This is a genomic window from Vibrio ziniensis (genome assembly GCF_011064285.1).
Classification (GTDB): domain Bacteria; phylum Pseudomonadota; class Gammaproteobacteria; order Enterobacterales; family Vibrionaceae; genus Vibrio; species Vibrio ziniensis.
The window spans coordinates 119,023-140,165 of sequence record NZ_CP049332.1; the positions used below are offsets into that span (position 1 = coordinate 119,023).

General features: G+C 43.5%; 21 protein-coding genes. 6 read left to right on the forward strand and 15 right to left on the reverse strand.

Features of this window, described 5'->3' with window-relative positions:
• Positions 1-8 precede the first annotated feature (8 nt).
• Positions 9-1,145: an iron-containing alcohol dehydrogenase gene (locus G5S32_RS15435; RefSeq protein ID WP_165312926.1), complete on the reverse strand. Its 1,137-nt coding sequence runs from the start codon at positions 1,143-1,145 to the stop codon at positions 9-11.
• Between the two features lie 200 nt (positions 1,146-1,345).
• Between G5S32_RS15435 and G5S32_RS15440 the strand changes: the two genes are divergently transcribed.
• Genes G5S32_RS15440 through G5S32_RS15450 form a run of 3 tightly spaced genes read left to right on the forward strand, consistent with a single transcriptional unit; the run spans position 1,346 to position 4,379 of the window.
• Positions 1,346-2,644 carry a four-carbon acid sugar kinase family protein gene (locus tag G5S32_RS15440; RefSeq protein WP_165312927.1) on the forward strand — a complete coding sequence of 433 codons (1,299 nt, stop codon included), beginning with the start codon at positions 1,346-1,348 and terminating at the stop codon, positions 2,642-2,644.
• Complete coding sequence (gene pdxA / locus G5S32_RS15445) at positions 2,641-3,627, forward strand: 4-hydroxythreonine-4-phosphate dehydrogenase PdxA (protein ID WP_165312928.1); 987 nt, start codon at positions 2,641-2,643, stop codon at positions 3,625-3,627. Before G5S32_RS15440 ends, pdxA begins: the two co-directional genes overlap by 4 nt.
• Positions 3,624-4,379: a DeoR/GlpR family DNA-binding transcription regulator gene (locus tag G5S32_RS15450; protein ID WP_165312929.1), complete on the forward strand. Its 756-nt coding sequence runs from the start codon at positions 3,624-3,626 to the stop codon at positions 4,377-4,379. The genes pdxA and G5S32_RS15450 overlap by 4 nt, the downstream gene beginning before the upstream one ends.
• 104 nt (positions 4,380-4,483) lie before the next feature.
• On the opposite strand, the gene tnpA is transcribed toward G5S32_RS15450, so the two are convergent.
• The 10 genes from tnpA to G5S32_RS15500 all read right to left on the reverse strand — a co-directional run bounded on the left by tnpA (position 4,484) and on the right by G5S32_RS15500 (position 15,822).
• Complete coding sequence (gene tnpA, locus G5S32_RS15455) at positions 4,484-4,945, reverse strand: IS200/IS605 family transposase (RefSeq protein ID WP_165310119.1); 462 nt, start codon at positions 4,943-4,945, stop codon at positions 4,484-4,486.
• Between the two features lie 247 nt (positions 4,946-5,192).
• Positions 5,193-6,170, reverse strand: coding sequence for an HAD family hydrolase (locus G5S32_RS15460; RefSeq protein ID WP_207621650.1), 978 nt, complete (start codon positions 6,168-6,170; stop codon positions 5,193-5,195).
• 210 nt (positions 6,171-6,380) lie between these two features.
• Entirely contained in the window at positions 6,381-7,676 is a 1,296-nt protein-coding gene (locus tag G5S32_RS15465) for a BatD family protein (RefSeq protein ID WP_165312931.1), read from the reverse strand.
• Positions 7,673-9,394 (reverse strand): vWA domain-containing protein, encoded by a 1,722-nt coding sequence (locus tag G5S32_RS15470; RefSeq protein ID WP_165312932.1) that lies wholly within the window; start codon positions 9,392-9,394, stop codon positions 7,673-7,675. Before G5S32_RS15470 ends, G5S32_RS15465 begins: the two co-directional genes overlap by 4 nt.
• Positions 9,387-10,382, reverse strand: a complete 996-nt coding sequence (locus G5S32_RS15475; RefSeq protein ID WP_165312933.1) for a VWA domain-containing protein — start codon at positions 10,380-10,382, stop codon at positions 9,387-9,389. The genes G5S32_RS15470 and G5S32_RS15475 overlap by 8 nt, the downstream gene beginning before the upstream one ends.
• Positions 10,375-10,887, reverse strand: coding sequence for a DUF4381 domain-containing protein (locus tag G5S32_RS15480; RefSeq protein WP_165312934.1), 513 nt, complete (start codon positions 10,885-10,887; stop codon positions 10,375-10,377). The genes G5S32_RS15475 and G5S32_RS15480 overlap by 8 nt, the downstream gene beginning before the upstream one ends.
• Positions 10,884-11,834: a DUF58 domain-containing protein gene (locus G5S32_RS15485; RefSeq protein WP_165312935.1), complete on the reverse strand. Its 951-nt coding sequence runs from the start codon at positions 11,832-11,834 to the stop codon at positions 10,884-10,886. Before G5S32_RS15485 ends, G5S32_RS15480 begins: the two co-directional genes overlap by 4 nt.
• Before the next feature lie 5 nt (positions 11,835-11,839).
• The gene (locus G5S32_RS15490) at positions 11,840-12,823 is read right to left on the reverse strand and encodes an AAA family ATPase (protein WP_165314168.1); all 984 of its coding nucleotides are present in this window, start codon (positions 12,821-12,823) and stop codon (positions 11,840-11,842) included.
• Positions 12,824-12,942: 119 nt separating this feature from the next.
• Positions 12,943-14,238 carry an anaerobic sulfatase maturase gene (locus tag G5S32_RS15495; RefSeq protein ID WP_165312936.1) on the reverse strand — a complete coding sequence of 432 codons (1,296 nt, stop codon included), beginning with the start codon at positions 14,236-14,238 and terminating at the stop codon, positions 12,943-12,945.
• Between the two features lie 66 nt (positions 14,239-14,304).
• On the reverse strand, positions 14,305-15,822 hold the full coding sequence (locus tag G5S32_RS15500) for an arylsulfatase (RefSeq protein WP_165312937.1): 1,518 nt from the start codon (positions 15,820-15,822) through the stop codon (positions 14,305-14,307).
• Positions 15,823-15,963: 141 nt separating this feature from the next.
• Between G5S32_RS15500 and G5S32_RS15505 the strand changes: the two genes are divergently transcribed.
• Positions 15,964-16,806, forward strand: coding sequence for a LysR family transcriptional regulator (locus G5S32_RS15505; RefSeq protein ID WP_165312938.1), 843 nt, complete (start codon positions 15,964-15,966; stop codon positions 16,804-16,806).
• Positions 16,807-16,809: 3 nt separating this feature from the next.
• Here G5S32_RS15505 and G5S32_RS15510 read toward each other — a convergent pair whose 3' ends face one another.
• Positions 16,810-17,772 carry a GGDEF domain-containing response regulator gene (locus tag G5S32_RS15510; protein WP_165312939.1) on the reverse strand — a complete coding sequence of 321 codons (963 nt, stop codon included), beginning with the start codon at positions 17,770-17,772 and terminating at the stop codon, positions 16,810-16,812.
• A gap of 139 nt (positions 17,773-17,911) precedes the next feature.
• Here G5S32_RS15510 and G5S32_RS15515 point away from each other — a divergent pair, with 139 nt between their 5' ends.
• A complete protein-coding gene (locus G5S32_RS15515) occupies positions 17,912-18,349 on the forward strand; it encodes a DUF3069 domain-containing protein (protein ID WP_165312940.1) in 438 nt (145 codons plus the stop codon).
• A gap of 75 nt (positions 18,350-18,424) precedes the next feature.
• Here G5S32_RS15515 and G5S32_RS15520 read toward each other — a convergent pair whose 3' ends face one another.
• The 3 genes from G5S32_RS15520 to G5S32_RS15530 all read right to left on the reverse strand — a co-directional run bounded on the left by G5S32_RS15520 (position 18,425) and on the right by G5S32_RS15530 (position 20,732).
• Entirely contained in the window at positions 18,425-19,468 is a 1,044-nt protein-coding gene (locus G5S32_RS15520) for an AbrB family transcriptional regulator (RefSeq protein WP_165312941.1), read from the reverse strand.
• Between the two features lie 74 nt (positions 19,469-19,542).
• Positions 19,543-20,238: an aspartate/glutamate racemase family protein gene (locus tag G5S32_RS15525; protein WP_165312942.1), complete on the reverse strand. Its 696-nt coding sequence runs from the start codon at positions 20,236-20,238 to the stop codon at positions 19,543-19,545.
• A 26-nt stretch (positions 20,239-20,264) separates the two neighbouring features.
• The gene (locus G5S32_RS15530) at positions 20,265-20,732 is read right to left on the reverse strand and encodes an HAD family hydrolase (RefSeq protein ID WP_165312943.1); all 468 of its coding nucleotides are present in this window, start codon (positions 20,730-20,732) and stop codon (positions 20,265-20,267) included.
• A gap of 90 nt (positions 20,733-20,822) precedes the next feature.
• On the opposite strand from G5S32_RS15530, the gene G5S32_RS21530 reads away from it, so the two are divergent.
• The gene (locus G5S32_RS21530) at positions 20,823-21,104 is read left to right on the forward strand and encodes a DOMON domain-containing protein (protein ID WP_165312944.1); all 282 of its coding nucleotides are present in this window, start codon (positions 20,823-20,825) and stop codon (positions 21,102-21,104) included.
• Positions 21,105-21,143: the final 39 nt, after the last annotated feature.

The window sequence follows — 21,143 nt, forward strand, 5'->3', positions numbered from 1 at the left end:
CTATTTCCTTATTTAGTAATACTTTGATAAATAGATAAGACTGATTCTTCATTCACGGCTACAGGCGAATGATTAATAAGACGGGTAACATTCATGGCATTACGTGCGAGTTCCGGCAGATCGTCTCGCGTAATACCGATTTCATTTAAATAAGTCGGAAGCGCCAGTTTGCTGACGAGTTGCTCTATATATGCAACCAAAGCTAAAGACATTTCTTCACTATTTAGAGTTAAATCAGCGTGTGGTAACAAACGATATACGTCAGCTAACTTATCAACACAATGCGGCTGAACAAATTTAAAGACTGGTACAAGCAGTAATGAGTTCGCTAAACCATGTGGGATCTTATACTTGCCCCCCAACGGATAAGAGAGCGCATGTACCAAATGCGTTCCAGAGTGAGAGATTGAAGCGCCACCGTAGTACGAAGCCCAAAGCAGGTTTAAACGCACCATTAAGTCTTGTGGTTTCTCAATCACTTGCTCAATATTCGAGAAGAATTTCTGCATACCAATCAAGGCATAATTATCCCCAACAGGATTCGCAACACTTGCTGTATAACATTCGATGAGATGGCAAAGTGCGTCAATTCCAGTAGAAGCCGTAATATGCGGCGGCATTGATGTCGTTAATTCTGGGGCTAAAACTACGTAGTCCGGCAACATCACAGGGGAAATAATGCCAACTTTAGTAGCTTTTTCTGGAAGCGCGATAATTGAGTTCGGAGTTGCTTCAGCGCCTGTCCCTGCGGTTGTTGGAACAAGTACTAGAGGAATTCTTGCAGCAGGCTTTTCACCTTCTAATAGACGATTGAAATTATCTAAGTGATCAGTGTTTGAAGCGTAAAGTACTGAGATGAGTTTTGATATATCCAATACACTTCCGCCACCAATCCCGACAACGACGTCAACCGCTGCCGGTAACTTATCAATCAAGCTTTCCACATCATGGTTGGTTGGCTCTGCAGGCAAATCGCTGATTAGCGTATATTGATAACCTTGCTTTTCCAGTGATGAAACAAGTGACTGAACCTTATCGAGCTTGATGACATTGCTATCAGTCATAACCAATAAGTGCTGCTCATTAGACAAAACTTGGTACATCTGTTCGATGCCGCCACTAATCACTGTTGTAAAGATATTCATTCCTTTCCCCTACTTTGATTGATTAATTTCAATCACCATCGTCATTAAACAATCATATTTATACATAAATGCCAGATTAAAATGCGGGATTTAGCTCACAAATAATCATAATGATTAAATTCAATCAAATACTGCTTTATTTTAATGATTTTTTGATTAGAATAACTGAAGTCGATAAATCTTGGAGTACAGATGTCGCTATGAAGGAAGGAATTAACATACCTCGCTATATAGTTGCCGATGATTTTACAGGGGCAAACGATATAGGTGTCGCACTTGCGTCATCTGGTATTGTTACGCAGGTATTACTTACGGATAAGATCAGTCATGACAACAGCTCAAGTGTTGGTGTCATCTGTACCAATTCCCGAGATTTGGCAAGCAACGAAGCTCAAGATAAATTAGCCAACACGTCCATCAATCTTCAGCTTGCACAGAAACAACCTTTATTAATAAAGAAAGTTGACTCAACGCTACGTGGAAACATCGGAAGCGAAATTCAAGCGCTATTGGCAACAGGTTATGCACTATCCATTGTTGCGATTGCCGCTCCCTATGCGAAAAGAAAGACCGTTGGTGGGCTATGCTACGTCAACGATGTTCCACTGTCTGAAACAGAGTTTGCATCCGATCCTAAATCACCGATTCGCTCTTCAAGAATCAAAGATATCATTGAGCTTCAAACTAACGCTGCTACGGTCGAATATCTGCAAGCAGACGCCAATAGTGAGCAACATGAACAAAATTTTGCTCAACTTTATGATTCAGGTGCCAAAATTATCGTATGTGATGCGCAATCTCATACCGATCTCTTTGATCTCTACCATGCTGCAAGTCAACTCAATGTTCCTACGGTATTCGTGACTACCGGTGAGTTAACTTATTCACTTGTCGCTCAGGAATCCTCTCCTCTGACAGAGCTTATACATAGCCCTGCACCAGTACTGGCCGTGATTGGTTCGATGAGTGAAATGACGTTAAAGCAGTCTCAATATTTGCTTGATAACAAAGACGCCGAAGTCATCGACCTAGAGCTTGAGGAACTGCTATCACCTGATTGGACAAGCTATCTTGAGACAAAGTCTGACCAAGCCATTGAAGTATTAAAGCAAGGTTCGAACTGTGTGGTTCGCAGCTGTAAGAATGCCGAACTGAGACACGAGCTAAAAGCCATTGCTGAGCAACATGAACTTAGCCAACAACAGCTTGCAGAACATGTTCGTGAATGCCTTGCCTCCTTTGCTTCTCAAATCATCAGAACATCGAACGCATATATCGGTGGAATGATTCTATGTGGTGGCGATATTGCTATCGCAACCGCTCAACAATTAGGAGCTTCCTCTTATCAGATAGGAGGCAGAGTTGCAGGTTGTGTCCCTTGGGGAACATTGAACAGCACTTTCACTCCGTTCCCCATTTTTACGAAAGCTGGTGGCTTTGGCGAACCCGCTACTTTTTCCCAAGTTATTCAACAATTACATAAAGAGGTCAGACAATGAAAGGTGTCATTGGTATCACAATGGGCGATCCTGCAGGGATAGGGCCTGAAATCATTCTTAAAGCACTCGAAACAGATTCTCTGTCCGGAACCAATTGCGTTGTAATTGGCAGTGCAGAAATTCTTCAAATGGTGATCGATAAAAAATTGGCTAAGCCACAAAAAATCAACATCATCAACAAAGTCAGCGAAGCTCAGTTTGAATCAGGAATCGTGAACGTTCTTGATACGCCTTTAGCTGACCTAGAAAATTTTGAGTTCGGTAAAGTACAAGCTCAAGCGGGTGATCTTGCATACCGCTGTATAGAAACAGCGACTGCGCTTGCGTTAAAAGGAGAAATTAGTGCTATTGCAACTGCTCCACTGAACAAAGAAGCGCTGCATTTGGCGGGGCATCACTACCCTGGTCATACTGAGCTACTTGCAAAACTTACTGACACCAAAGATTACGCTATGGTTCTTTACACGGACACTCTGCGTGTAATCCACGTTACGACGCACATCGCATTACTTAAATTTTTACAGACACTCAATAAAACTCGAGTAAATACTGTTATTAAAATCGCCGACGAGTTCATGAAAAAAGCAGGTTTTGCTAAACCCAAAATCGCTGTTGCAGGCGTGAACCCACATGCTGGTGAAAATGGTCTATTTGGCCATGAAGAGATCGAAATTTTAAACCCTTGTATCGAAACCATGAAGCAAGAAGGTTTGGATGTTTATGGCCCTTGTCCGCCAGATACCGTGTTCTTACAGGCCTCTCAAGGTCAGTACGATATCGTAGTCGCTATGTACCACGACCAAGGTCACATCCCGTTGAAATTGATGGGCTTTTACGATGGTGTTAACATCACGGCCGGGTTACCGTTTTTCCGTACCTCAGCAGACCATGGCACTGCGTTTGACATTGCATGGTTAGGTAAGGCGAACCCAGAAAGTATGGTTAAATCCGTTGAGTTGGCGGTCAAATTGAGCAATGTATGAAAAATCACCGCGTTGAGCAGATAATTGAATACCTTAAACACCATAACTTGGTGACAGTCGATGACTTAGTGAAAGTTGTGGCGGCATCTCCCGCCACTATTCGCCGCGACTTGATCAAACTTGATGAACAAGGTGTCATCACTCGAACTCATGGCGGTGTTTCATTAAACCGATTCGTTGCGAATCAGCCAACCACCAATGAAAAAATGCTGCGCAGTATGCGTGAGAAACAGAACATTGCAGAAACGGCAGCAGCATTCGTTCAGGCTGGAGACTCGGTGGTACTCGATGCGGGTACAACCTCAATGGCACTGGTTAAGCACCTTATTCATTTGCCGATCAGAGTGATTACGGTTGACCTGCATATTGCACTATTCTTGTCTGAATTTAAGCAGATTGAAGTTATCGTCACCGGTGGTACTGTCGACCACAGCAGCCAATCAACGATTGGTGAACACGGTAGGCAATTATTACGTTCAATTAATCCAGATATCGCATTTCTGACATGCAATAGCTGGAGTCTAGAAAAGGGTGTAACAACACCTACAGCTGAGAAAGCAGCGTTAAAGCGCGACATTATTCTTAATGCTAGCAAAAAAATCCTTATTGCGGACAGCTCTAAATACGGTGCTTATTCTCTGTATAAGGCATGTGATTTGGTTGATACCACCCAAATAATCACAGACACTAACCTCGATGACGAAATCCAATCAAAAATTCGTTCAAAAAATATTGAGTTAATCACCGTATAAAAAAGTATCCACCGGCATAGCCGGTGGTTTTTCATATGCGCCTATAAGGCTCTCCTACTGGCAGCGCCCTAGCAGGCGCGTAGTGATCTGACATTTGCATATGACTATTTCCTGCGGCCCGCAAACGGGCTACCTGAATACGGGAGCGACAATTGCTCTCCCATTTTATCCTGCTCTAGTTGGTGCTTTATGTAATTCTGTATCTTGCTCGTATTCTTACCTACCGTATCTACATAATAACCTCGGCACCAAAACTCACGATTCCGATATTTAAACTTCAAATCCCCGAATCGTTCATAAAGCATTAGGCTACTTTTACCTTTCAAATACCCCATAAACGCTGAAACACTCATTTTGGGCGGTATTTCTAAAAGCATGTGGATATGATCCGAGCAACATTCCGCTTCAAGAATGTTCACATTTTTCCATTCACATAGTTTCCTCAATATTTCACCTATTGCTCTACGTTTTTCTCCGTAGAACACTTGTCTTCTATATTTCGGTGCAAAGACTATGTGGTATTTACAGTTCCAGCGCGTGTGCGCTAAGCTCTTTTCGTCCCCCATTGGGACCCCCTTTCAATTCTTAATTAACTCTTGTAGTTGCCAGACCACAAGACGTTTTTATCAAATTGAAAGGGGTTATATAACTGATTTATAGCTGTAAGCTTTACGGAACCCCCAGCCTAGCTGGGGGTTTTCTCTATACAAAAAAAGCCGCAATCTCTTAAATTGCGGCTTCTTATTTATTTCTATTACTGCACATCTTTACTAGCAGGTGCGATCAGTTTGTATAGCAGTAGCTTGGATAGAATTAGTTTGGATAAACAGTTTTCCACTCTTTCGCCATATCCACGACAGTCCAACCTTTCGCTTTTGCTTCGTCTAAACCTTTGTCCAAACGACCAATATGCGACTCGCGATCGTATTTGTATTCGCGTTTCTCATCGGTATGGTGAATGTACATAGGGAAACGCAGACCTTTTCCTGCGTACGTCCATTGCAGCATAGCTAAATCACCGTCTGAGTTACCAAAAGCAGCAATCGGTTGACGACCAATGCGCTCGTAAATTTCCAGCGCTTTCATTTCTTTATCATCATTAACCAAGATTTCCGGCAATCGCTTGATCTCTGGTACGCCGTTATTCATAACAAACTCAGTTTTGAAGGTTGTACCAACCACCTGCTCCGGCGGAATACCGTACACAGATTCAACCCAAGCGCGCATGAAGCCCGTACCGCCACCTGAAACGATGAACGTTTTAAAGTCATTTGCACGCAGGTAATCAAGCAGTTCAAGCATTGGTTGGAAAACCATATTTGTGTATTTCTTACCTGTGGTTGGGTGTTTAGCTGTCGCAATCCACTCTTTAGCAATTGCATCGAACTCTTCTGTATTCATACCAGTATGAGTGGCATACAACACTTTCATAAGATCTTCGGTATGCAGATTCTTGATATCACCTTTCAACACACTAGCGAATGGCTCTTCGGTCTGCCAATCAGGGTGTGAAGGTGCTAATGCTTTTACGCGATCCAGTGCAAACTGCACTTGGAAATACATAGGTTGTTCAGACCACAGAGTTCCGTCGTTATCGAACGTAGCTATACGTTCCGCGACAGGAACAAAATCCGGTGAGTCTTCTTTTGTTACCGAGTCAACAAACTTAATAATCGCTGTTTTCGATGGTCCTGAGTTCCAAGACGGCAATGGATCTGCAGCTGCCCAAGCAAGATTGAGAGAAGCCAAGCTTAACAATATAGCTAGAGCATATTTTTTTAAGTGAGCCATTTTCACGACGTTCTCCTTACTGATAATTATTATTCCACCAGCACTTTGGACTAGTGATTACCACAATAGCACCGATTGCCATATTGTATATACAACCAATTGCGTTTAACTGTTTGACCTAGTAGCTCCAATTAGAATAAGGAGTAGGTTTTCCAAAGAAATTTCCCTATCCAAGCTGTCTATTCAGAGATTAATTCATCAACATCAATGTTACTTATTGATGCTGTCTAATTCAGGTAATGCTTTAGAAATAAAATTCTCTCGTTTTGCTTTACGCTTTATATTTCGCCAAAGTTGGGTCATTAGTCTGCGGTTCGGTTCCTGTTTCTGCATCAGCAATGCTTTGTCTTGTAACTTTTTGCTTTGCAGAGTTTCGTTCATCACTATGTTCCCTGTCGTTGAGCGAACCTTTTTGTACAATAGAGTACGCGCAACTGGCCACCGTCCTTTTAAAACGGCTAAGTAATAGCTTACCCACTGAGGTGAAGGATGAGTACGGTAATAGCGGCGCGTAGCAAATACGATAAATACAAGCACAAGTGCAGAAATCAGTGAACTGATTAATACGTAGCGATAGTCTTTTAGCCATGAGGCGATAGTGTGTTTCACATGCACGCTGTAACCTTCGATGGTTATCTTTTCCAAACTTTGCGCTTTGGTATTCCACCACCAGATTTCTATGCTTGGCCAATGAATATCGCCACCCTGTTGAAATACATAGGTGAGGCTGTCTTTACGCTTTGAAATGTAGCCGTCACGACTCTGCGTATCAACCAGTTCGGGAGGATTCAAGTAGCCCTGCCAAGCATCATTGACAGAGTTTGTCATCATAGTCGGCAGTAATACCGACAGTGAATCTTGTGCCTGAATCTCTATTACACGGGTGATAGCGTCTCCTACTTTTGGGTTTTCAGATGACGCCTGCCACTCTTGTTTCACCGTCACATCACTTGCAGCGAACCAAGATTGTGTTCCACCCAATTCAGCGCTCGGGATCTCAACTCGAAATTTCTGTGGCGGCGTTGCCAATTTCACCTGCTGTTTTTCGCCATTGCTACCCGAAACTTGTACGTCTAAAGACACTGCTGGAACAGTAAAATCACCACTCTTCTGCGGGTAGAGAACTACCTCCCACAGTTGTCGAGACCACGTTTGCCCTTTTTCTCGCACTGTCGAGTTCACAGCAAATGGGTTGCGGCGCTTAACTAGCACATCCGGTATCTCTAACGCTGAAATCTTTGTCCCAGCGGTATACCAAGTGTTAGTGGACACTTCGATATTAAGAATAATTTGCTGAGTCGGCGCGAAAACTTGCAACTCATCTGTTGGCTTACTACCAAGTGAGTTGCTTCCAAGCCAGCTACGCACGGTCACTTGAGTGGGTTGCGATTCGTCCGCATGTGCTACTCCGCTTGGTGCTAATAAGACTCCACTTAGTGCCATTATGAAAGTAAGAAAAATAGCGCGAACAAAGGCAAGTAAACGTATTTGAGCAGAGTTAATCATTGTTTCGTTTCCTCGACTCCCGGTGCAAATGATCCCGCTTGGTTATATTGAATCTGAAATTTAGACTGCAAGAAGCGACTAGGGTCTGCCTCTACTCGTTTTAACCATACTTCAGCCAATTTGGGGTCACCTAAAATTTGATCCGCACTGAGCTGCTGCTTTTTCATTTGCTCTTCAGAGGTATTTTCATCCGCGCCATCAGCCGTTTGTGGCTGGTTATCCGGCAACTCAATCGAGACTTCCTGATCCATATCCATACTGTTGGCTTGGGATTTACTCATGTCATTGATTTCATCAATAAGCGCAGTAATCACTTTGAGGTTATAAGCGATATTCTCTTTTAGAGTGCTTTCAAGCTCAGGCAATTCGTTCAACTGCCTTAATAGAGCACGAGCAGCCACATACTCACGCTGTCTGGCTAACGCACTGGCAGCATAATAAAAACCTTGCGGTGTGTTATCTTGCATAAAGGCAGAATGAGCCAGTTTGAATTCCCCAGCATAGTAGTAAGCAATGCCTTTATTTAACGGCTTTTGATAATGTGCAGCCGCTTGCTTGTAATCACCACGATTAAACAGTCTCTGCGCTTGTTGATCGGGCGTTAACCACAAATCCACCCACCACTGTTCTGTTTTGTCCCAAATCGTTGGTTGCTCTATGGTAACAGCCGATTCTGACTTACTCGTTACCATACCCGCTGCATTGGCAGATTCGGGCATAAGTAAGGGCATACTCACTACCAACACTAGGCTCCACTTAACCAGCCAGCCTTTTCTAAACCACAGCAACATCAGTAAGACCAAAGGATATAACAAGCGATATCCTTCATCCTGCCAAGGCATTGAAGAATCACTGTTGATCAACATGAAACGCTCAATTTGGCTATTGAGTTGCATTACATCCGCATCTTCAATACTCATTTCAATCAGTTTTCCATCGGTCTTGGCAGCTAAGGTTTGCAACGAAGCGATATCCATCGGTGAGTCTGTTGCAACGTCAGGGTTCCCTACCGCAAGAATCAGCAATTGATATGGACGAGCTTGATGAGGACGATCTTTAAAATAACTCGTAAAGTCATTTACTGTGTTGGAATCCACACCATCGGTCACCAAAAGAATGGTGTTTCCTTTATTTGCTTCAATCTGTTGCGCTAACAAAGGCAACGCTGTTTGAGGCGCTTTACCTGCGAGTGGCATAATATCGGGGCTCAAAGCAGACAAGTAAGGGAAAATAACCTCATTATCTTTGGTTAACGGCATTGCTACATGTGAACTGCCCGCGTACACCATCAGACCCGTTTTTCCACCAGCGCGAAGCTGTGTTAAATCGGTAATTTTATGTTTAGCACGTTCGAGTCGGCTTGGTGCTACATCTTTCTGCTGCATGCTTTCGCTGTTGTCGAGCAAAATCATTAATGATGCAGAATCTTCACCAAACGGGGATGCTTGCCTTTGCCATGCCGGTCCTGCACAAATCAAAACCGACAGGATGAGTAACAAGCTCAGCATTTTAAGCGGCAGTTGATTGGTCCACCCTGAGCTCTGTACTGTCAATGCATTACGTAAATGAGCAGGGAAAAAGGCAAAGCGATTTTCGTCCGCACTCACTTTCCAACGTAGATAAAAAATGATCGCCAATGGTATTAACGTTAATAACCACCAAGGGCGTAAAAAATGAAACTGCAAAACATATTGCCATTCAAGCTGCCAATCACTCATTTGGCACCTCTCGTAGTCGTTTTATAGTGAGAGCACCAAACACCAGCAGATGTAGAACAACCAAAACAACTATCAGATAATGATGCAGGCTGATCTTAGGTCGATACGTCGCCATGCTGTAAGTTTGCGGCTCTAACTCATCAATCAGCTTGTAAGCATCGCTCAGCGCTTGTTGGTCTATCGCTGTAAATGAGCGGGCTTTGGTGAGAGCAGAGACTCGCTCAATCACGTTCATATCAAGCGGCTGCTCACCCACACTTTCAGGGTCACCCATCGCAATCATATAAATTTTGATGCCCTTTGCTGCGGCAATTTTGGCAGCATCAATTGGTTCAACAAAACTGCCTGTATCATTACCGTCTGTCAGAACAATCATCACTTTTTGCTGATCGGGGTCTAGGTTCTGTTCGAATACTTTGATGCCAAGCCCCATTGCATCACCGAGGTTCGTGCTCTGCCCTGCCATCGCTACATCAGACTCGTTAAGCAAACTCAGCCACACATTTCGATCGGCAGTAAATGGCGTTTGCACAAAGGCTGAATCGCCAAACAAAATCAATCCAAAGCGGTCACCTTCACGGTTAGCCACAAACTGCTCTAATACCTGTTTAGCCGCTTGCAGACGCGTTAAACTTTTTCCATCCACAGTGAAGTCTTGCTCTGCCATTGAGCCTGATAAATCGACTACCACCATCACATCACGCCCAAACTCTTCTCTGGTTTGCACTTCACCCAACACGCTCGGGTGCGCCAAAGCGGTCACTATCAGTAGCCATGAAAGAAGTAACGTAACTTTTTGCCACCATTGTGAAGTCAATAAACCTGCGGCTTCTTTTGGTGATTCGTTTAATGCTGCAAGGATCTGAGAGAAAAAAGGCACTTTGATTGCGCTTTCTCGGCTGTGGTAAGCAGGCACTAGCCAGTAAACCAACAGAGGTAGTGGCAGTATTAAAAAATACCAAGGATGCGCAAATTCAATACTACTCATGCTCACCTTCAGCTATCGTTTGATGCGTTTTAACCCAGACAACGAGGCGATCACGCATATAGTCAAAATCTGGGTAGTCCAGTTTGCCGTTCTCAGTACACGCCAGCCATTGTTGAATGGCTTGATCATGACGAAAATCAGAATCTGCAGCAGTTGAGTGATTTGAAATAGAGAAAGAATCCATTTTTGATAACAAGTTAACGCCATACAAAGCTGCATTGCGTTTGTCCAGATACACCAACACAGCCTTAACTACCTTAACCATTTTATAAGGCCAGTTAACGTCGTCCGATTGAAGAGATTGCAAAGCGGCGATCGCTTCTTGTCGGTAACGGTTGTTCCACCAATGTTTGGCGTAGCGATAACCTCGATATGCTGCGTACAGCACTATCAAGATAAAGACAATTTGCCACCCGATCGTTTGAGGAAACCAACTGAACACTTCAGGCACTTCCACATCACGAAGGTTTCTCAGCATGTAACTGTCTGGCGGTTTAGGGATCACTTCATCACCTCCAGATACTTAGCGAGTTCAACAAAATGGTCACCCTGAGTGCCAATTTCGATGCAAGGCAGTTTCTGTGCAGCCATCAGCTTCTTCAGTTGGTCACGTTTTTCTTCATGGCGTTGTTGCAAAGTTTCGTATGCCTTCTCGCTCTGCTTACCTTGCTGCAAAGAGAACTGAAATTCGCCATCGCCAATAACCCAAGGAGTATTTAGATTCTGTGACGGCAACGTCGATTCGAGCGGATCTGAAACGAAAACGCTGATCACGTCATTGTGCTGATGTAAATACTGAAGCTGGCGCAGCGTCTGTTCATCAGCATCAATAAAATCACTGATGATAATAATTGTCGCCGATTTAAGCTTTTTCGCCTGTAACGCTTTAAGCCAGTGACTCATACCCACACTAGCGGCATTTTGCGCTTTAACATTAAGCTTTTGGTTAGCTTGAACCAGCTCGTTCAGCCCAAGCAGGTAAGATTTTCCACCACGCTTAGCAGAGCGCCAGTGGAATCTTTGGTAGTCACAAATAAGAAAACCGACTCGATCATTTTGCGCCAGTGCCATCCAGCCCATCAATGCAGCTATTTCAGCAGCCACGACGGACTTCATGTGACTAACCGAACCAAAGTACATCGCACTGCGTTGATCAACACACAGGATAATTTGGCGATCTTTTTCTTCGGTGTAGCTGCGAACGTGCGGTTTACCGGTTCGTTGCGTCACTTTCCAATCCATCTGACGAATATCATCGCCTTTTTGATAATGGCGTAACTCTTCGAAGTTTAAACCTCGACCTCGCGCATGAGATTGATAACGACCGGACATTTGGGCGCGGGAATAACGAGCACCCAATAAGTTAATGCTGGATACGTGGCTTTGCGTACGGTTGAGCTGTTTGATGTCAACGTATATACGGGGATCTAAGCAATCTTGCCTATCAATCATAGTGATCACCCAATATTGACGACATCCAGAAGTTCCATCACCAAATCTTGCTGGCTAATACCGTCGGCAAGAGCTTCGTAGGAGAGACTTAATCGATGCCCCATAACCATAGGTGCAACAGTGCGTACATCATCGACAATCACATGGTCACGCCCTTCTAGCCACGCCAATGCACGCGAACATTTGTCTAATGCAATTGAAGCTCGTGGGCTAGCACCAATCGCAAGCCAGTTAGCTAGTTTTGATTCTGGGTATAGCTCAGGTTCGCGAGTCGCCATCACTAAATTGATGACGTAAGTTTCAACCAATTCAGACAGCTCAATTTTGGTGATTTCTTTTCTCGCTTGGGAAATACAAGCAGGATCAATGGTGACGCGTTCGCTGCTTGTTGAAAATAACTCACCAGCTTCTTCCTGACGAACTAAGCGAATGATGTCTCTTTCGGCACAGTGAGTAGGATAGTCAACACAGACTTTGAGAAGGAATCGGTCCATCTGCGCTTCTGGCAAAGGATAGGTACCTTCTTGCTCAATCGGGTTTTGCGTTGCCATAACCATGAACAGCTCCGGCAAATTGTGTGTCTGCCCCGCAACAGTAATTGTGCCTTCTGCCATCGCTTCTAAAAGCGCAGCTTGTACTTTCGCTGGCGCTCGGTTGATTTCATCGGCTAGAACAATTTGGTTAAACACGGGACCCGGTTGAAAGTGCAGTGATGACTTACCCTCAGATTCCTGAAGCACCTCTGTACCTGTAACGTCTGACGGAAGCAAATCCGGCGTAAACTGAATTCGACCAAACGAGATGGTTAATGCATTCGCCAATGCTTTTACCGAACGAGTTTTCGCTGTGCCCGGTAAACCTTCCAACAGCACATGACCACTACTGAGCAAGCCAAGCAGGATGCCTTTCACAACCGAGTGTTGCCCTACCACTTGTGAATCTAAATAGTTTAATAACTTGACCACATCTGCGTGGGCTTGATTATTCATAGCGTCAACTGTCATCTCTGTTTCCTAACGGATAGTAGTTTCTTTAACGGATCGTCTTTTCCTAGCAAATCGAAGTTTTGTTTATAGATCGCTTTACCCAAGCTATTCGTTTACCCAAGCTACTGATTTTGTCCAAGCAATACAGAAATACCCGTTAAGATCGGTAGCGAGTAATCGAAAAATGCTTTAATGCCAGGGCACAGGTAGTTAAGCCCTTCTTCGCCGTCAGGCGTTTTTAGTAGTCGGTTCTTCGGACATTCGCCCCAACACAGTTTGAGGTATGGACACTCGCTGCAGTACTTAGGTAAGGAGTCTCGTTTTGCCGTGCCAAAGGCTTGTTGTCTAATAGAAAAAGCCATCTCGTTTAATGGACGGTCTTTAACGTTGGCAAGTTTGTATTCTGGATACACGTAATGGTCACAGCTAAACACATCACCATTGTGTTCTATCGCGAGCCCTTTACCGCAAAACTCAGCAGTAATACATAGTTGAGAAGGCTTGCCCATGACCTGAGCAACTGCCGTTTCAAACAAGTTAACCAACACGCGCCCTAGATCGTTGTTCACCCACTCTTCAAACGTCGCAATCAAGAACTGTCCCCAGTCGTCAGCATCAACAGACCAATCTGTTACCACCGACATAGGATGCCCCGGCTTAGCCAGTTCACTGCCTACGGTTGGGATCATGCTGTCATTCCAAAACTGTGGTGCCGTTGTTTTGAAATCACTTGGCTCAACCACTGGATTGTACTGAATGTAAGTGACACCAAGCTCCTGAGTCAGGAATCGATACACTTCGAGTGGATGTTTAACGTTGTGGTTGTTGACAGTTACCAAAGCATTGAAGCGCACACCGTGCTTTTTCATTGTCTCGACAGCGTTCATTACCAAATGGAACGTTGGTTTGCCGCTGCGGGTAACACGATATTTATTGTGGATCTCTTCGGGACCATCGATCGACAGACCGACAAGGAAATTGTTTTGTGCTAGGAACTCACACCATTCGTCATTAAGCAAAATACCATTGGTTTGCAGATCATTCTCGATACGAACGCCTGCTGGCTGATATTTCTTTTGCAAAGTGACGATTTGTCGGAAATAGTCCAAGCCAAGCAACGTTGGTTCACCGCCTTGCCATGAAAAAACGACTTCGTCGCCATCTTGACTCTCAATATAACTCTTAACAAAAGCTTCTAAGGTTTCATCATCCATTTTGGGTTGTTTCGGTTGATGAAGAAGATCTTCTTTATGCAAGTAAAAGCAATATTGGCAGTCAATGTTACATTTAGCGCCACCGGGCTTTGCCATAACGTGAAAGCGGCGTTGATATTGAGGTTTATCACTGAGATCTTTATATGCAGACTTTAACGCTACTACATCCAGCATTGTTGAAGCGCGCATTGAAGTTTTCGTCATTTATACATCCTTATTTCAAAATATGGCGCTCCGAAGAGCGCCATCATTACACTACAGCCAATATCGTTATTTTGGAACGAAAGAACCCGCTTCCATACGAGGTGGGAATTCTTTAAATGTTTCCATCATCTCAGCCACTTTTGCAGCTGCAGGACCCATTAAGAATGAGCGCTCATACATCCATTGACCGTAACCAATACCCGTATCACCACGTTCAAATGGATCAATACTTAGGTCGTACATAAATGGAACACGTAGCTTAGTCAGCGGTTTACGCCAAATATCTAATCCAGTTTCATTCTCTTGGATGTTGAAGTGGAACTTCATCTTGCCTTGGCGTAAAGCGAATAAATCACCGTCATCACTCCAGTAGAAGAATTCGTTACGTGCTGATTCTTCAGATTTACCTGTCCAGTAAGGAAGTTGGTTGTAGCCATCTAGGTGAACCTTGTATGACTTACCATCGGCTTTCTTACCTTTTAGAAGCTCATCTTTCACTTTATCGTTACCTGCCGCAGCAACCAACGTCGGGAAGAAGTCTTCTAGCGAAGTAATACCATTTAGAGTCTTACCAGCTTCAATATGACCAGGCCATTTGACCATCATAGGAACGCGGAAACCACCTTCCCAGCCAGTGTTTTTCTCACTGCGGAATGGGCTCATACCCGCTTCTGGCCAAAGGTTAATCATAGGACCGTTATCCGTGGTGTAAACAATGATAGTGTTATCTTCGATACCAAGATCTTTCACTTTTTGCAAGATTTGACCAATTTGGTCATCATGCTGTTTCACACCATCAGCATAGAAGCCATGACCTGTAGCACCTTTGTACTCATCAGGAAGGTGAGTGAAGTTGTGCATACGGGTAGTGTTAAACCATGTAAAGAATGGTTTCTTCGCTTTTACCTGTTTCTCCATAAAGCCTTCAGCCGCTTCAAGGAACTCACCATCCACCGTTTCCATACGTTTACGCGTTAACGCACCCGTATCTTCAATCTTGCCATCAGCGTATGAATGAATTACGCCACGAGGACCAAATTTCTTCTTGAACTCAGGATCTTGCGGGTAATCAACGTTTTCTGGCTCTTCTTCCGCATTAAGGTGGTAAAGGTTACCAAAGAACTCATCGAAACCATGATTAGTAGGAAGGTGTTCATCGCGGTCACCTAAATGGTTTTTACCAAATTGTCCTGTTGCGTAACCCATATCTCTTAGAATGGTTGCGATTGTTGGATCTTTCTCTGAAATGCCCTCTTTCGCACCAGGCATGCCAACTTTACTTAAGCCTGTGCGCTTAGGCATTTGACCTGTAATGAAAGCACTACGACCCGCAGTAGAGCTTTGTTGAGCATAAAAGTTTGTAAATTTAGTACCTTCTTTTGCGATGCTATCGATATTTGGTGTGCTATACCCCAACATGCCTTGGTTGTACGCACTTAAGTTCCAGTAGCCAACATCATCACCAAAGATAACCAGAATATTCGGCTTGTCAGCCGCGTAGGCGGTCATCGAGGCTGCACCCATCGCAAGTGTGCACGCGTTTAGCAGCAGCTTGCTTGAGCGCTTGTTATCACTTGTACTCATAAAGACTCCATTTGACGGTTAGTGATTAGAAATATCTATTCAAACATACACATATCAAAAATAGACTAATCCTTATTTAAACGAGAAACAATCCATCATTTGTTTTATCATACATAAATTGAATTTATGTATGGTGGTTTTATGGACCTTAATCTAGTACGTACATTTTTAGTTGTTGCTGAAAATCTGTCCTATACGAAAGCTGCGGATCAGATGAATCTGACACAACCCGCAGTGAGCTCAGCAATTAAAAGACTTGAGAAAGAGTACGGTCAGACACTGTTTGTAAAAAGCGGTAGAGGGATAGAGCTGACAACGAAAGGTTACCAACTGTTACCTTTTTTCCGACAGGCCTTAGATATCATCGAAAATGCCATGCACATGCGTGAGCATTTCAACGTCTACTGTAATGAAGCTGTGTTGCATAGTCTTTGGCCGATGGAAAACATTACTTTTACCGAGTCACCACAGGACAAAAGTGCGTTATTCGAATATATGAGACAACAAAAGACCGATCTCATCATCGATACGATACTGACAAAAGACAGCTCATTTGTAATTGAAGAAGTGCATCGAGAACCGTTAGTCGTGGTGTGTAGAAAAAATCACCCCAGAATCAAAGGCAAAATCACCAAGCAAGAGTATTATCAGGAGCATCATGTACTCAACTCTGCGACTTGGGAAAACCTGCGTGGTTTTGAACAAATCGCTCAAGAACCGATTGAAGAGCGAAAAGCAGATATTGTAAGCGGCTCTATGGCTGGTTTGGTCCTACACGTTTCACAAAGCGATTCACTTGCGTTTGTTAATCAGTCTTTTGCTCAAAAATGGGCGAAAACGTTAGACTTACAAGTTTTAGAGTGCCCGATAAAAACCGATATGGCACCCTATCATTTGGTTTATCACAAACGAGAACTACAAAACCCTGCCCACAAGACTTTGCGAGAGAATATCAAACAAAAGCTCACTAACTATACGATCTAGTGATTAACTATAATTGACTTGCTTAATGACGTAGCGATCACGACCTTGTGTCTTGGCTTGATACAAGGCTTGATCAACAACTTCATAGACACTAGATAAAGTTTCCTTACCCGTTGGTGTAACAGTGACAACACCTTGTGAAACCGTCACAAAGTTGGAAATAGAACTAAATGCGTGCGGGTAACAAAGCTCGTGAATGGCATTTTGAATTCGCTCTGCGGCAGTTTCGCAATCCTCATTGTGAGAAAGCATAACCACAAATTCCTCACCTCCATAGCGACCAACATATTCACCACTGCGACCAAACAACTTATTGGTCACTTGCGCTAATGTGTATAGGCAGTGGTCACCTTCTATGTGACCGTAATTGTCGTTAAATAGCTTAAATTGGTCGACATCAAACAAGATCACCGTGAAAGAACCACCGTGACGACCATGCCAAGAGATCATTTCTTTAAGCTTTTCATCCATGAAGCGGCGGTTGAATACTTGAGTCAAACCGTCTTCGTTAGCTTGATGCTGCAAAACCCGGTTAAGTTCCTCTAACTTCGCACTGGTGCGTTTGAGTTCCCTTCTCATATTAGCAATGCGCTGCATTGCGAGAAGCTTTGAGTTCAGAACAAGTTTATCGACCGGCTTAATCAAATAATCGTCGCCACCCGCTTCTATCGCTTGCGCGATAATCGCAGGCTCATCATGACCACTTAAAAAAATAATAGGAATCCAATCTTCGGGATAACGAGAGCGGATTTCCTGCGTGAGTTGAAAACCGTTCATCTCAGGCATTGAGATGTCTAGCAGCACAAGCTCAGGATCAAATTGCGGGTAGAGCAGTAATGCCTCGCGCCCACTAGAAACAGCCTCGACATTATGACCCAATTGTTTTAAACGAATCGCCAATTGCATTCTGTCTAGTTGAACATCATCAACCAACAAAATTCGCATCGAGGAACCGGAAGCTACCATGCTAATCTCTTTCCATTACAATCATATAGTTACGTATAGCATAACTTTCACGACCTTTCATAGCTTAATAATGGAAAGCTTATGTTGACATTTCACTTAAAATTTCTAGCATTACAGTTTTTCTTATCGAGAATTTTTTATGTCTGATACAACTCAAAACGAAACAATAACAGTGGACTTAGAAGCCATTTCTCCGGAGTTACGCCAAGTAATCGAATTCGACCAAGTACCTGAAGAGATGTTCCACATGGTAACGTCTATCCACGAAGTGTCTGAAGAAGCGGTTCGTGAAGCGTGGGATGAACTGCCAGCAAGCGCGCAAAACATCTTGGATAATTTTGAGCAGTTTCACGCACTTATTTCTGTAAGCCAAGCGTTTGCAGGTATCAATGTGATGGAAGAGTTTCCAAGCATTCAATTACCAAAAGACATGACAGAACAAGACAAAGAAGAATACCGAGCTCAACTGTTAGACAAAGTCTTATACGACTGTGTGAAAGATATGGCTAAACAGCTTAAAAAAGCTCGCCGTGATCCAATTCTGAAGCGCGATTTTAAAGACGTATTCACAAAATAAGTTTAGCGTTATGAAGACAAAAGCCCGCATTTTCTCGCGGGCTTTTTCGTATTCAGAAAAACTCAATCTAAATAACTATTGCTGCTCTCTAAGTTGTTCTAATCGATTTTTCAATACCACTGGCAAGGTATAGAGCAACAATAAGCGAATTGCATGATTCACCATAACAAAGGCAGGCTCCAGTCCAAGCAGCAACGCAACCGCAGTCATCGCTTCCACACTTCCCGGCACCCAAGCTAGCAGCACGACCACCCAACTCAAACCTAAAAGGTGAGACGCCACGTAAGACGTTACCACAGCGACAAGTAGACCGATCACTGTCACAAAGACGCCTGCTTTAGAATAGGACATTGCCTCTCGCAGTGTCGTTTCAGCTAAACGTGCACCAATCAATGAACCAAGCAACCCTGTAGCAAAGATGACAATAAACGAAGGCACCGATAAATCTATCATCGTGATATAGCTGTTACAGAATGCTGCAATCACTAGTGACGCAATCATATATGGTGCAGGTATACCAAATCGAAGCGAGAGCTTACCGCAAATCATACTGACAGCAATAACACTTAAGAGCAGCGCCCACTGCTGCCAACTAAGCACTGTGTGCTCCATCGTTACGTCTGCTGTGGTGTTTGAGATAAAGCCGGCGAGAACAATCAAAATGATCAGACGAACAGAATGAGAGTAAACGACTTTTGGGGATGGCTTATTACCCGATTCACTAATCACCAAGATGGCAGCCATGGCTCCAGGAACTGCGCCCAGCAAGGATTCAAACGGATTCCATTTTTCTCTGTAGTGCAGCCACCAGAAACTGCAACTTGTTTGCAGTATTAGGCAGAGAACCAAACCTAAGATCACCGCTGGATTTAATGTCTGAGAAAGCTCGCCTAACGAAATCGTAGAGCCAACACTGATGCCCAATATCACTTGGATAAACATTAACAAAGAATTCGGGATAGCGACTCTAACACTAAAGCGCTTTCTTAAGGTGATAACGGCAGCCGCTGACATAAAAAGCTCGGCAAGAGGTATAGACGACATCAATCCAACTGACGCCGATCCGAGTGCGATGGCGATCATAATAGGCAAGCTATACCGAGAAGAACTTTCCAACATAGTATCGATTTACATCCTTTCCGCTCAAGACTAACTCTCATTAGGACATATTAATATGTCCTAATGAGAGTTTTTTAGTTGGCAAGGGCGAGCATTACTGCTTGTTCTGCATGAATTTTTGTTGTGTCGTAAAGCTTTACTTGAGTGTGTTCTTGTTCAACCAACAAAGCGATTTCCGTACAACCTAGAATGACCGCCTCAGCACCTCGACGACGTAAGCTATCGATAATGTTGATGTATTTTTCTCTGGATTCAGCAAGGATCTGCCCCTGGCACAACTCATCATAAATCACTCGATGTATCACTTCACGTTCTTGATGTTCTGGGACAATCACTTCAATACCAAAGTTCTCGCTAATTCTGCACTTATAGAAATCCTGCTCCATGGTAAAAGCAGTACCAATTAATCCCACTTTCGAAATACCATCTTCCAGTAGCTTGTTCGCCGTAGCATCAGCAATATGCAGTACAGGGATATCAATGTATTGTTCTATTTGTGGCAAAACTTTGTGCATAGTATTGGTACAGATAAGTAAGAAGTCAGCGCCACCAGCTTGTATTGATTTGGCCGCTTCACCTAAAACAACGCCCGCTTGCTCCCAATCACCAACTCTTTGTAATTTCTCGATTTCATCGAAATTCACACTGTAAAGTGCAATCTTCGCCGAGTGTAAACCGCCCAAAGACTGTTTGACGCCTTCATTAATCGCTTTGTAATAACTCACCGTCGATTCCCAAGACATCCCACCTAACATTCCAATGGTTTTCATTGTTGGCTCCTTTGATTGCGCGCGGTTTATAAATGAATAAGTTCAACTAAAGAATTGATGGTTTTATAAGTGTGATGCTTTTCACCTGAGTGGCTAAACCAAACGGCGTTCAATCCCGCTTTAAGTGCATTTTCAACGTCATTGATTTGGCTATCTCCAACCATAGTGACACACTCTGGAGACACACCAAGCTTACTAACTATCTTTGAATAAAATGCAGGGTCTTTCTTACTTAATCCAATATTTTCAAAGCAAAAATACCCTTTGATAAATGGCGATAACTTAACTCGTTGAAAAGCAGATTTTATGTCCTGTTCACATGAATCTGCTGCATTAGTCGCAATGTAAATATCATGCTTTTGCGATAGCGTTTGCAGTGTTTCAAGCGCACCCTCAACGGCTTCGACTTTCAACCAGTCACACATTTTTCCTTGTGCATCGGCAAAGTCGACCATCAATGTATCACCCCAATCGAACAAATAGATCAAAGGCATCTCATTTCCTTTTGCTGTTGCCAAACAAACCCACTCTCGATTACCCTAAAAAGAATATGGAATATCCTCAACGGTGTAACGAGAAGAGAAGTGTCAAAAAAGCCTGATAGAATTACAGCCATGCAGCAAATCATTGACGATGTAAAGGCGCAGTTCCCACTATACAGCGAAGATACCTTCAAATGTGGTACCGACAATACATGTATAGGCTGCCCAAAGAAGCTTATGGAGCTTGTGGATTCCGAATTAAGCTATTGGCAACACCAAATTAATCGAGGCAATGAACCAGGGTTCGATGACATCCGCCGTTTTGGAAAAATGTGTAAAAACGTACATCGTTCTTTAATAAGGAACAATCGTATTCCTTCCTAAAGCGGACTTCAACCATACACTTTTCGAGACTTTATTCTC